Below are 11927 nucleotides of genomic sequence, written 5' to 3' on the forward strand. Positions count from 1 at the left end.
TTTTGACAAATGTTGCCTTGTCAAAACCCTTTCTTTTATCTTCTTAAATCCTGAAATCTTCTTCCTTTAATATGATCCTGTCAGAATCGTCTGTGCTCTTTCCGAACACTCTTCTGGCAAGGTGCTTCACGTTAGCCTTCTGGGAATGCGATATCGCCTCATCCATAATCTCCTTGACCTCCGCCACGGTAACTGCATGGTCTTCCCTCTGCATAACATCTATCCTGCTGTACAGTGCAAGGATTCCCATCTCGTCAAGCTTATAGCCGTTCTCCTTGGCATATGTCTGGCCGAATGTCACAAGCTCATCATTGATGAATACCGGAAGTTCCAGCCTGGAAGTGAACTTCTTTCTGAATTCCGGATTGGCCGTGAGAATCCTCTCAAGCGGCTTCCTCTGGTCTTCCAGTACAAATAGAAGCTCTCCTGTCTTCTTCTCCATCAGATAATCCAATTCCTTCACAGTTCGTGAGTTCAGCTTTCCGGCCTTCTCTATGATAATCGCCCCGCCGCGCAGCTTCTGGATAATATTGGACAGTTCTTTCTTGTTCAGGGATTCACCCGTCACTATTGCTACCTTGCCCTGTTTCAGGTTCCTCTGCTTCTGAATCGCTTTCACGATATCCACCGCCAGTACAGTCTTTCCAGACCCCTTGCGCCCTATCACCATCAGGTTTCCTGTCTTGGATGTCCCTTCACGCTGTGCTCTTCTGTCATTGTCCAGCACTTCGACAATCTGCTCGCTCATACCTCTGACGGGAACGAAATAGGAAAACAATTTTTTCTGTTCCTCTGTAAGTCCTGCCTTCAGGCCAATCTCGCTCGTCGCGCTCAAATCATAACGTCCTGTCACGACAAAACCAGTGTCGAACGGGACACCTCCGCCTTTGGACTTTTTGATGCGCTTCTGAATCTCCTCCTCAGAAGGCTCCTCAATCACAAGCTCTTCCTCTTCCGGTTCGTCTGTCTCCGTCTCGTCATCGTCGAAGAAATCATCTTCGTCATAGCTGTCTCCGAAGTCCTCTTCGTCAAGATCGTCTTCGCTTTCAAAGTCGCCCTCTTCGTAGTCCTCTTCGTCAAAATCGTCTTCGTCAAAGTCTTCTGCATCGTCGAAATCATCTTCATATCCGTCTTCGTCGTCAAAGCTGTCCTCATCAGCATCTCCGGCTCCGAAGTCATCATCAAAATCATCCTCATCGAATCCGCTTCCAAAATCGTCCTCAAAGTCATCTTCCTCTTCCGGGACATCTTCCATCTGAAGCTCTTCTACAAGGCTGCCCATATTTTCTAACGGTTCATCATCCTCTTCTTCGTAGTAATCCGTCTCTTCTTCCGGCTCCGGCTCAGCAACACCGTGTTCCAGCTCTTCCATAAGCTGTCTGATATCCTCTGTCATACTTGGAACCGTCTTCTTGGCCTTCTCTTTTGCTGCTGATTCTTCTGCTTTGCGGGCTGCCTCTTCTTCCGCCGCTTTCCTCGCAGCCTCTTCTTCCGCTGCCTTCCTTGCCGCTTCTTCCTCCGCGGCTTTGCGGGCGGCTTCGGCTTCCGCCTTTTTAGCCTCTTCCGCTGCTCGTCTTTTAGCTGCTTCTTCCTCTGCTTTGCGGAATGCTTCTTCTTCCGCCGCCTTTCTGGCTGCCTCAGCTTCTGCTGCTTTCCTGGCTGCTTCCTCTTCCGCCGCCTTCTTCGCAGCCTCTTCTTCTGCTGCCTTCCTTGCCGCCTCTTCCTCCGCGGCTTTGCGGGCGGCTTCGGCTTCCGCCGCCTTCCTTTCTACTTCTCTGCGTTCCGCTTCTCTGCGCTTTCTGGCTTCTTCTCTTTCTTTGCTGATGCGTTCTACATCTTCCTGCTTCTGCTTTTCTATCGCCTCTGCATGGTCCTTCTGCTTTGCTTCCCATTCCTGCAGAATCTCTTCTATACGCATCTGGCCCGTTATACGTAATTCTTCCGTCTTCTCAGCCATCGCTTTTTCTTCGATATCAATACCGCTGGCAACTTTCACGCCATTTGCCAGAGCCTCCTGGAGCGTTGCTCCTTTGACTATCTTCGTAATCGGTGATTTCTGGCGGTTCTGGAGCTCTTCCAGTTCTTCCAGCTCTTCTACCGGTATCCTGCGCGTCTCATCTGACGGAACATCCATCTCCTCTTCTACAGCCTTCAGCACCTCATCCATTGCCGGTACTTCTGTTGTCATATCTTGCACTGTAGGTTGAATTGCAGGCAGCGGCATCTCTTCTTCCGGCTCACTGGCTGCTTCTTCCGGTATCTCCTCTTCCCCCGGTTCCGCTGCGGTGACACGGGTGCTTCTCACCGGCGCCTCCGTTGCCGCCTTATTAACCATAGGCTTCTTTGCCACTCCGGGGCGGCTGTCATACTTCTCCTGCTGCAGCGGGGTCAGCGGCTTATACTTCATCTTAAGCTCCATAGCCTGGTACACGTATTTCCCTTCACTGAACCACAGTATCAGGTCATCGCATTCTTCCAGACACTCCGCCGTCATCCCTGCCTCGTGATATAACAGGGCAAGTTCATACGCCCATTTTTCGACATACTCTGACTTCTTAAAATCTTCAAGCGCCGCAATCTGGTCTTCATAAGGCGCTTTCTGGACCTTAAGGATCTTGTATTTTAATATGTACTGGTTAGGGTCCTTAGGCGCAAGCTTTACAAACTCCTCATAGCAGTCTGAGGCTTCTTCGATATCATTAATCTTAAGGGCCAGCGTTCCGAGCCGGTATACGATCTTCCTGCTCCCCGGAGACCTGTCATATGCTACGAACAATATGTCCCTGCTCTTCTGATACTCTCCGTTAGATTCATATATTTCACTGACCGTATTGAGCATGGCTGCATTCTTCACCCTTCTCCAATCCACGGTATCAGCTATTTCCATCGCTTTTTTATATTGCTTCTTCTCCATATATTCGAGCATCTGCTCTGTTTTTACACGATATTCGTATTTATCCAAAGTTCTCACCTCAATAATATTTTTTATACTATTCCTCTCCTGTGTTTCTTAACTTTCGAAAGTTTATGCTATAATACTCCATAATTCACTGATATAAGTTTATCATAAGCCAATATCAATGTCAAAATATAAGCATAAAAAATATTAATTATATGTTACAAAACATTACAAAACTAAGAAGTGGTAAAATATTCCTTACTATTGCTCAAATCAACGCATATACGTGATAGAGATTGTGCCTGATCACATTCTCCGACTGCGGCTGGCCGCCGCAGCACGTATCGCCCGGGGGGTTTTTTATTACATTAGGAAAGAACTCTTCTATAGTAATCGAGTAGGAGAAATTTCCTCCGATGAGGAAATTTCGACCTCTCACACCACCGTGCGCCAGACTGTCTAACAATTCTTATATGATAAGTCTGATGTACGGTCTTTTTTCTATTGCTGATATTTTTTGATATTAAATTTTATATCTATTTTTTGATTATCCGCATAAACACTATACTTTCAAGCACTTTGAAGTATAGGAAAATACTCATTTTACCACGAATTTACCACGATTCAATGAGCCTTGATATGACACTGAAATCAATATGGGAGATAGCACAAATATCTGTGTATCTCCCGTTTTTTATTCGTGTAATATGATTACTTCACTCTGATTTCAAATTTCAAGATTGCTTTCATCATTTCTGTATAAATTTGACCTTTTAATTCTTCATCAACCTGCATAGTGATTTTACCACTTTCAGAGTAGTAAAAAGTACGCAAGCATAATTTACAGATATAAGCGTCATAGAATTTCAAAATTTCCTTTATTGCGGTTTCACTTCCAGCAGACGCTTTGCATATTACTTCTAATGTGGGATAGCCATATTCTTTTCTCATTGGTTCTATTCCTTTCTTTCAATAATGCTTTTAGTTTCTTCAATCCGTTACTTCTTCTGCGATAAATAGCAGAACGTGATACATGATACAATTCTGCAATTTCTTGGTCACTCATGCCTTGAAAATAGCGTAATAAGATTACATCACGCTGTTTCTCTGATAACTTATGTAAAGCAACAGCAAGTTTCTCATTTGATACTTGGATTGTATTATTCAAGACTTCAAAAGAAATATAATCACAAGAATAGTTATCTGTTGTTCCACATTCAAGCTGTTTCATATCTGACAATTCACAGAACAAAACTTCACGCTTAGAACGTCTTGCAAACTGTCTTTTCTTGCTTTTTACTGTACGTTTGATAACAGTCATTATCAAAGCATTAAACTGTATTCTAACGATATGCTCAAAAGAAGATGTGTTCATAATCTCACCCCCTTTCCGCAAACGCTGAAATATATAAACGGAAATACCGTCTATACCTTTGGAAAATACGGAAAAGAGAGCAAGAAAAAAGCCCACACAAAACATATAGTCTGTATGAGCTAAGATATTAAAATATTTAGTTGTAGTAGTGCATGGATTGCTGTTAAGTTGTTCTTGAGTTTTTGGTAAATTGCTTAAAACACTTCATACACAATCCCCCTTAAAGCGATTGTACCATTCTAAACTTTCGTCTTTTTGATAAAGATATAAATATATTCTTCTGGTGTAGCGCGTTTATTTCCGAAATACTTCTTGAAATTTGCCTGCACCTCTGGGTCTGTACTGTTCATAGCTTCGTCAATAGTAGCTTCTATATTAGCCCGAACGTCAGCCATGACATACCACCAGCCTTAGCACCAGCTTTCAAGACTTTTTTAATATCCCGTTTTTTTAAATTCATCAAAAATACTCCTTTTTATTCACTATATAAGCTAATCTTCTGATTTCCTCTTTGTTGATGGTTGGTTCTATAAAACCTTTATTAAACTCATCAATTTTCTTTAATGATTGAAACATTAAAGATGAATATTTCTTTCTTTAAAAACTTTTTTTGCTACTGTCACAGCATTTAATACCTTTGGGAAACCAGTGTATGGAATACACTGTAAAAATGTTTCTATCACTTTCTGCGGAGCTATACCTACATTTAGTGAGCCATTGATATGCACTTCTAATTGAGGTTCACAGCTACCAGCAGTTAGAAGACTGGATATTGTTACCAATTCTCGTTCTTGTAAATTTAAAGCTTGTCTGGTGTAAATATCTCCAAAAGCAAATTCTACAATGAATTTTCCTAAATCGGGTGAAATATCTTGCAATGATTTTATTACGTTCTCACCTCCAACTCCATCGATAGCCTTTAACTGTTCCATTCCATTATCAAATCGTGTTTTTTTCATTTGATTTTACCTCCTTAAATGATTACAATATAAGCGTATTACTTAGACTATACTGTAAGTCAAGGACTTTTTTAGGAGTGATTTTATGACGATTGGAGAAATCTCAAAAGCAACAAATATCAGTGAATATACTTTGCGATATTATGAAAAAAAAGGATTGATACGTGTAAAAAGAGACAGTGTCGGCAGACGTATCTATGAAGAAAGTGATATTGAATGGGTAAAATTTATTCAACGCTTAAAGGATACAGGCATGTTATTAAAAGATATTAAAAAATACTCAAATCTTAGATACGGGGGAGATGTTACCATGCCAGAGCGTTTATCAATGCTTAAAAAGCACAGGAAATATGTGCTTGAACAGCAAACAAAATGGAAAGAATATCTGGATAATCTTGACAATAAAATTATGTTTTACGAAAATTCTATCACTAAAAAGTAATTTTCCAGACTAAATATAAAAACTGTAGTCTGTAGATCACTTGACAGTGAATTACAGCTACGGTTTTTCTTTGCTGAATTTATAGCCTACACCCCAGACGGTAAGTATGTACTGCGGATTGTCTGGGTCTGGTTCAATTTTCTTTCTCAATTTCCGCACGAATGATGTTAGATTGTTTCCCTCTGGCGCATTTTCATAGCCCCACACATTTTCGTATAGCTGGTCTTTTGTGAATACCTGTCCTTTATATGAATACAGAAAATACAACAAGTCAAACTCTTTAGCAGTCAAATATATAGGCGTTCCCCATTCGTTGGTAAAGGTACGGGTAAATGGGTCTATATCAAATCCTTTTTTCCGCTGACTAAAAGAAGCAGGAATGTAAGTAAGCTTAGAGGACAGCCATTCCACGGTCTGTTGAAAAATAGCGTCCTCATTTTCTGTAAATTCAGCAATCAATATTTTCCCATAATATCACCACCTTTATCACATATATTTTAAAGTTTTATCGTTTTTCTGCAATGTACATCAACTATTGTACACCGACATTAGAAAGTAATCGAATTGCATTACCTCCCAGCACTTTATCTGATATTTCCTTTGTTGGGCTGACATATTCAATGACTTGTCTGTTTAGCTTTGGTTCTCCATATGGTGCGTCAGAACTAAATAAACATCTATCGGGTAATTCTGTCACTGCTATCTTTACGGCTAAAGAAGAAAATGTACCCGACAGGTCTAAATATACATTTTTCGTTTCTTTTGCAAATTCAACAACTTCCACCCAGTGATAACCGCCTAAATGCCCGAAAATCACTGGTGTTTTTGGGTATTTTTTTGCCAGCGACATTAGTATTTTTATTCCATCCAAAGTGACAGGATTGAACGTATGAACCCATATTGGCAAATATGGAAATTTTCTCAATGCTTGAAATATTGGCTCTAATTGTTGAACCTGTTCTATAGAGCCAGGGGTAAATTCACCAATGCCCTTTAATGCATTTGCAACAATGTGTTCTGCAATCCATTTTTCGGTTTCTGCTACTGTTAGTTCAAGAGGAACGGAACCAAATCCATAAAACTTGTTGGGATATGCTGTTAATACTTCTTTCAAATCTTCAATATTTTGTTTCATGCGTTGCAAATTTGCTTCCTTGCTATTTCCACCAGCTAATACCTTATATAAAACGCTCATTTCCTCTTTCAATTCGGATAATGTACTGGCACGCTCTGGGTGTGGTGCGGAGCAAAATAAAATCGCTTTATCAACCCCTGCTTCCGTTAATTTTTCTAACTGTAAATCTGTAGGCAACATTAAATGTTGGTGGCTATCAATAATCATGTAAAATCATCCTTTCTTCGTATTGACACTTTTGTTATAATAAAAATGTACCATGTTCCAAAATTTAGAACAAGTACGCACAATTTTGATATAAGGTATCTTTTTTGATATGTACCTCAACAGAAAGGAAACGATATAATGGCTAAGTCTATTACGACAAATAATATTTGCCCTATGGCATTAGGAATCAATGTTCTAAGTGGTAAGTGGAAATTGCAAATCCTATGGAATATATACAACAAAAAAGTAATTCGCTTTAATGAACTGCAACGGTCATTGGGAAACATTACCACAAAGACGTTGACAGACCAGCTGAAAGAGCTGGAAGAACAGCAAATTATTAAGAGAACTGTATATCCAGAAGTTCCCCCCAAGGTTGAGTATACATTTACCGATATAGGGCTGACGCTTGAACCTGTTTTAAAGGCACTTTGTGATTGGGGAACACAATACTCACAATCATTAAACATGCCATAATATTTTAGAAGATTGCGTGTAAATCTCACGAAAGAGAACTAAACGTAATTTTTTCATTTATTGACAGCCATATATTTTTGATATTTCTTACTATTTATTGTGATAAATGTAATACTTTATAAATTCTTCCAACAGTTTTTTCAATAGGCATATCTTTATAGAAATAGTATTCTACATATTTCCATTTGTCTGGATTGTATATCAGCACCTTTCCTGTACAATCGTCAATATCTAATGAAAAGTTTATAGCTTTCATTTGTTGTATTGGCGTAACTTCATGTTCAATTTCAAGAGCAAATTTTGACCGATTAAAGTCTTTCTCCAAACGACACGTCATTGGAATACCTATATTTATTTTTTGCCAGCCAAACGAACTTAGAATATTATCATAGTAACCTTCAAAAATGAACTTGTTCATACCGCCATTCTCTTTCCACATATAGAGCGGAGAATACTCATTACAGCTTTTTGTGGAATCAACTTTTTCGGCTATAAGGTATGCTTTAAATAATAAATCCTGAAAACCATCCGTTTTATATCCATTAACAGATACTCGTTGTCTAATTATGTTCATGTCATAGTCATCTGGCAGTAAAATCTTATATTGCATAGCAATCATTATTTTTTCCTTCTTTCTTCAACAGCTAATCTACATATTTTTCACAATTTAATTATACATATCAGCTCGTTGTGTGTATAATAGTTGTTAATGATGATAGATATCATTTCAAATGATAGCGGAGGAACTACTATGGAAAGTCTGGAACTTAGAATATTTAGGGAAGTAGCTCGTACAAAATCTATATCGAAGTCTGCGGAAAACATGGGGTATGTTCAATCTAATATAACTGCACATATCAAAAAACTGGAAGGTGAATTAAACACGACACTATTCATTCGCCATAGCAAAGGCGTAACCCTCACAAAAGATGGAGAAAAATTACTGTATCAAGCAGAAAAGATAATCTCTTTACTCGATAAGACCTTACAATCTTTTCAGAACAATCCTAAAACTTTAAAAATTGGCACAACCCAGACAATAGCTGGTTATTTATTGCCCAAATGTATCATTGAATATCAAAAACAGTTTCCAAATGTGTCATTGTCAGTTTCCACACTAAATCAAGACGAATTAGACCAGAGTCTATCTAATGGACTATTAGATTTTATAATCACTAACAGTACCCACAATATTACACAAGGTAAGCAGATTTTGGAATTTCAAGACAATTTAATGCTGGCAACTCCATGCTCCTGCAATTCCATAAATGATATTTTTACATATCCAATTATCATAAATAATATCAAGTCCTGCCCCTACAGAAAAGCTCTTTTGGATTGGTGGAACTTACATCAATCGAAATCACCAATGATAATTGAATTAGATACTGTAGAAGCAATTCTTAATACCGTTGCTATGGGCGGTGGAATATCATTATTACCAAAATATATTTTAGCAGATAAACAAAATATCAATAGCTTCTATATTGAAGATTTGCAATATACATCAATTCATATGTGGATTGCTATGAATAAGCTTCCATCAGAATATTTTGCTTTAAAGGACATTCTAAAAAAACAATTTAAAATAGATAACAACTAAGGCAGATAACCACGACACGGTGTATCTGCCTTTTACTATGTTATCCTACAATCTTCCAGTTATTATCTTTATGTAGCACTAGCTCAAACTGCGATAACAGTTCCATATCTTCTTTTGAATTTGGATTTATCCTTTTTACAGCATAGTAAGGTGTTTTATACTTGTGTCCCTCTGTGCTTTCCCCGAACATATCCATGCTGTATAAATCATCATAACGGTCTAACATTTTTTGAAACTTCAAATGCTGGATAAATTCTTTGATTGGGTAAAGGTCAGACGCTTCTATGTTCTTTCCGCTGATGTAATCTGTAATATATTCCCGTAACTTTTCCAACTCATATTCCAGCCATTCTTCTTCGCTGTCAAAAAAGTTATCATAATGTCCATGTTTCAGTTCTGCATTTAAACGTTCTTCCGCTCTTAGAAACTGGCAGACTTCCTTTTCTGCTTGATTGACATATTTCCATTCCCCCGATAACAATTCGTTCGGTGTTACGTCCAGCACTTCCATTATCTTTTCCAGCGTATCAAAAGCAGGATAATTCAACCCTCTTTCAATCTTGGAAAGGCTCTGCATATTGATACCGATTTTGTCCGCAAGCTCCTGTTGTTTCATTCCTCTGAATTTTCTTATGGTCTGTATATTATTTCCTAAATGGCTTATTTTCATCGCATAACCCTCCATATCTCGTTATATCTTCACTGTTATAAGTCTATCACGCTTAATATAGTTTGCAAAGACAAAAAAAGATGTTGACAAATAAGCATATAAGAATTACTATGTCCTTGTAATTGAATAAGCACAATAGAATGAAATACAAAAATATTCAAAAAGAAATATCTATCTAATTAAAGCAATAGATATGAATATTGGTTGAAATGGAACTTGTCAGAAAAGACAAAAACAGGACTGGCTGACAAAGCATTGCAGGACTGCTGGCGTGCGTCAGCAACAACGCCATGACGGCTTGCCGTCAAAGGACGGAAATGCTTTGTCGGCTGGCGAGCCTGCGAGCCTTGTCTGTGCCCCCGTTATCTAACAGGGGGGCACTATTTCACAAAAGACAAGTAAAAAAACATACAACCCCAAAGCTGTAAGCCGTAATGAGAAGTTTTAAGAAGATAGTGCATATCACACCTTTTGAAAGTTAGTTTACAGGTATTTCAAGGCTATTGTGGGATTGGAGGAATATAATGAACAACTTAGAATTTGCACTTGAAATGAAGAACAAGCGTCTTGCCAGCGGTCTTTCACAAGGAGAGCTGGCAAGTCTTACCCATGTATCTAGATATAGTATCAACCGCTTTGAGAACGGAAAAGCCAACGCCAGCAAGGAAACACAGAACATTATCCTGCGTTGTCTGAATTACTATGTCTGTGATAAGCCTTTTTATCTGCTCGTTGATTATCTGTCTGTCCGTTTCCCAACGACTGACGCATTGGGAGTTATCCGAAAGGTACTTGGCATGAAAGCGAAATATTTTATCCACTATGACTATGGATATTATGGCTATAAAGAGCATTACGCCTACGGGGAAATCAAGGTCATGGCTTCTGATGATGAACACATGGGCGTATTTTTGGAATTAAAAGGAGCAGGCTCACGCAATATGGAATACGTCTTACAGGCACAGAACAGGGATTGGTATTCATTCTTAAACCGTTGTCTTGACTGTGGTGGTGTTATCCGACGTTTTGACTTGGCAATCAATGATATGTGTGGTCTGCTGGATATTCCTGTCTTGTCTGAAAAATACAGAAATGGCGGTGCTGATTGTCGCTGTAAAAACTATGAAAATGTGCAAGGTGGCAAACTAAGCGGAAAAAATCGTATTTTAGCAGGCACACTCTATATCGGCTCAAAGACAGGCACGAAATATTTCTGCCTGTATGAAAAACAAAAGGAACAGGCAACGAAAAAGAAACATACGGATATTATCAACCGTTTTGAAATTCGTCTGCGTGACAAAAAAGCAGTACAGGCAGTTGAGGAACTATTATTGACATATAACCCTCATGGGCTGGTGTTTTACCTCATTACTGATTTTGTGGAATTTCCCGACTATCCATTGTGGGAGATATTCATTTCCCATGACAGTTTACCTTTTGAAATGAACCCTGTACCTGTCAATATAGAACGCACTCTGCAATGGCTGGAAAGACAGGTCATGCCGTCAATCGTGATGATAGAGGAAATCGACAGGCTGACAGGCTCAAACTACATGAAAAGATTGATGAATGTACCCACCTTTCCGAAGAACAGGAAATGCTTGTGGAACAGATGTGTACGGATATAGCAGATGTAATCGAAAGTGAGGGGGTGTTTTATGAGTAATGCACAGGATATTCCCGTATGGGAAAAATATACCCTTACCATTGAAGAAGCGTCAAAGTATTTCCGTATCGGAGAAAACAAGTTAAGACGATTGGCAGAGGAAAACAAGGACGCTGGCTGGCTCATTATGAATGGCAACCGCATACAGATTAAACGCCGACAGTTTGAACAGGTCATTGACAAATTGGACGCTATCTAGTGCAAATGAGCCTTGTATGTGTTATGATGAACACAAGTCATATCAAGGCTCTTTCCAACAGGGAAAGGAGCAGACACCATGAAAGAAAAAAGACGGGATAACAAAGGTCGTATCCTGCATACTGGAGAGAGCCAACGAACAGACGGAAAATACTTATATAAATATGTGGACGCATTTGGAAACACAAAATATGTGTATGCTTGGAGATTGACACCCACAGACCCGACACCAAAGGGAAAACGGGAAAAGCCCTCACTTCGGGAACTGGAACAGCAGATAAGACGGGATATAGAGG

Annotated in this window: 14 protein-coding genes and 1 pseudogene; 6 read left to right on the forward strand and 9 right to left on the reverse strand. The window is 39.1% G+C overall.

Annotated elements, in window-relative coordinates; all coding sequences use genetic code 11:
- Positions 1–43: 43 nt before the first annotated feature.
- From E1963_RS12940 to E1963_RS12960, 5 genes and pseudogenes are all read right to left on the reverse strand, one after another.
- Entirely contained in the window at positions 44–2962 is a 2919-nt protein-coding gene (locus tag E1963_RS12940) for a hypothetical protein (RefSeq protein ID WP_330570820.1), read from the reverse strand.
- Positions 2963–3610: 648 nt separating this feature from the next.
- Complete coding sequence (locus E1963_RS12945) at positions 3611–3850, reverse strand: helix-turn-helix domain-containing protein (RefSeq protein WP_132278584.1); 240 nt, start codon at positions 3848–3850, stop codon at positions 3611–3613.
- A complete protein-coding gene (locus E1963_RS12950) occupies positions 3789–4274 on the reverse strand; it encodes an RNA polymerase sigma factor (RefSeq protein ID WP_262201142.1) in 486 nt (161 codons plus the stop codon). The genes E1963_RS12945 and E1963_RS12950 overlap by 62 nt, the downstream gene beginning before the upstream one ends.
- A gap of 239 nt (positions 4275–4513) precedes the next feature.
- A pseudogene (locus E1963_RS12955) lies at positions 4514–4737 on the reverse strand (hypothetical protein).
- 112 nt (positions 4738–4849) lie between these two features.
- Positions 4850–5233, reverse strand: a complete 384-nt coding sequence (locus tag E1963_RS12960) for a carboxymuconolactone decarboxylase family protein (RefSeq protein WP_132278586.1) — start codon at positions 5231–5233, stop codon at positions 4850–4852.
- 85 nt (positions 5234–5318) lie between these two features.
- On the opposite strand from E1963_RS12960, the gene E1963_RS12965 reads away from it, so the two are divergent.
- The gene (locus E1963_RS12965) at positions 5319–5675 is read left to right on the forward strand and encodes a MerR family transcriptional regulator (RefSeq protein WP_132278588.1); all 357 of its coding nucleotides are present in this window, start codon (positions 5319–5321) and stop codon (positions 5673–5675) included.
- Between the two features lie 57 nt (positions 5676–5732).
- Here E1963_RS12965 and E1963_RS12970 read toward each other — a convergent pair whose 3' ends face one another.
- Both E1963_RS12970 and E1963_RS12975 read right to left on the reverse strand, forming a co-directional pair.
- Positions 5733–6134: a winged helix-turn-helix domain-containing protein gene (locus E1963_RS12970; RefSeq protein WP_243117717.1), complete on the reverse strand. Its 402-nt coding sequence runs from the start codon at positions 6132–6134 to the stop codon at positions 5733–5735.
- A 73-nt stretch (positions 6135–6207) separates the two neighbouring features.
- Positions 6208–7017, reverse strand: a complete 810-nt coding sequence (locus tag E1963_RS12975; RefSeq protein ID WP_132278602.1) for an amidohydrolase family protein — start codon at positions 7015–7017, stop codon at positions 6208–6210.
- 138 nt (positions 7018–7155) lie between these two features.
- On the opposite strand from E1963_RS12975, the gene E1963_RS12980 reads away from it, so the two are divergent.
- Complete coding sequence (locus tag E1963_RS12980; protein WP_132278604.1) at positions 7156–7494, forward strand: winged helix-turn-helix transcriptional regulator; 339 nt, start codon at positions 7156–7158, stop codon at positions 7492–7494.
- Between the two features lie 94 nt (positions 7495–7588).
- On the opposite strand, the gene E1963_RS12985 is transcribed toward E1963_RS12980, so the two are convergent.
- Entirely contained in the window at positions 7589–8104 is a 516-nt protein-coding gene (locus E1963_RS12985; RefSeq protein ID WP_330570821.1) for a DUF4865 family protein, read from the reverse strand.
- A 141-nt stretch (positions 8105–8245) separates the two neighbouring features.
- On the opposite strand from E1963_RS12985, the gene E1963_RS12990 reads away from it, so the two are divergent.
- A complete protein-coding gene (locus E1963_RS12990; RefSeq protein WP_167482196.1) occupies positions 8246–9097 on the forward strand; it encodes a LysR family transcriptional regulator in 852 nt (283 codons plus the stop codon).
- Between the two features lie 40 nt (positions 9098–9137).
- On the opposite strand, the gene E1963_RS12995 is transcribed toward E1963_RS12990, so the two are convergent.
- Entirely contained in the window at positions 9138–9767 is a 630-nt protein-coding gene (locus E1963_RS12995; protein ID WP_434313847.1) for a helix-turn-helix domain-containing protein, read from the reverse strand.
- Between the two features lie 524 nt (positions 9768–10291).
- On the opposite strand from E1963_RS12995, the gene E1963_RS13000 reads away from it, so the two are divergent.
- From E1963_RS13000 to E1963_RS13010, 3 genes are all read left to right on the forward strand, one after another.
- The gene (locus E1963_RS13000) at positions 10292–11395 is read left to right on the forward strand and encodes a replication initiation factor domain-containing protein (RefSeq protein ID WP_243117718.1); all 1104 of its coding nucleotides are present in this window, start codon (positions 10292–10294) and stop codon (positions 11393–11395) included.
- Positions 11396–11425: 30 nt separating this feature from the next.
- A complete protein-coding gene (locus E1963_RS13005; protein WP_002341493.1) occupies positions 11426–11632 on the forward strand; it encodes an excisionase in 207 nt (68 codons plus the stop codon).
- A gap of 78 nt (positions 11633–11710) precedes the next feature.
- On the forward strand, positions 11711–11927 hold a 217-nt coding region (locus E1963_RS13010; protein ID WP_201272037.1), incomplete at its 3' end, for an integrase DNA-binding domain-containing protein.

Source organism: Extibacter muris (assembly GCF_004345005.1).
In the GTDB taxonomy this organism is placed as follows: Bacteria; Bacillota; Clostridia; order Lachnospirales; family Lachnospiraceae; genus Extibacter; species Extibacter muris.

Bases quoted from the DNA above. Each gene is read 5' to 3' on its own strand.
- E1963_RS12945 (WP_132278584.1), bottom strand. From the start codon at position 3,850: ATGAGAAAAGAATATGGCTATCCCACATTAGAAGTAATATGCAAAGCG.
- E1963_RS12950 (WP_262201142.1), bottom strand. From the start codon at position 4,274: ATGAACACATCTTCTTTTGAGCATATCGTTAGAATACAGTTTAATGCT.
- E1963_RS12960 (WP_132278586.1), bottom strand. From the start codon at position 5,233: ATGAAAAAAACACGATTTGATAATGGAATGGAACAGTTAAAGGCTATC.
- E1963_RS12965 (WP_132278588.1), top strand. From the start codon at position 5,319: ATGACGATTGGAGAAATCTCAAAAGCAACAAATATCAGTGAATATACT.
- E1963_RS12975 (WP_132278602.1), bottom strand. From the start codon at position 7,017: ATGATTATTGATAGCCACCAACATTTAATGTTGCCTACAGATTTACAG.
- E1963_RS12980 (WP_132278604.1), top strand. From the start codon at position 7,156: ATGGCTAAGTCTATTACGACAAATAATATTTGCCCTATGGCATTAGGA.
- E1963_RS12985 (WP_330570821.1), bottom strand. From the start codon at position 8,104: ATGCAATATAAGATTTTACTGCCAGATGACTATGACATGAACATAATT.
- E1963_RS12990 (WP_167482196.1), top strand. From the start codon at position 8,246: ATGGAAAGTCTGGAACTTAGAATATTTAGGGAAGTAGCTCGTACAAAA.
- E1963_RS12995 (WP_434313847.1), bottom strand. From the start codon at position 9,767: ATGAAAATAAGCCATTTAGGAAATAATATACAGACCATAAGAAAATTC.
- E1963_RS13000 (WP_243117718.1), top strand. From the start codon at position 10,292: ATGAACAACTTAGAATTTGCACTTGAAATGAAGAACAAGCGTCTTGCC.
- E1963_RS13005 (WP_002341493.1), top strand. From the start codon at position 11,426: ATGAGTAATGCACAGGATATTCCCGTATGGGAAAAATATACCCTTACC.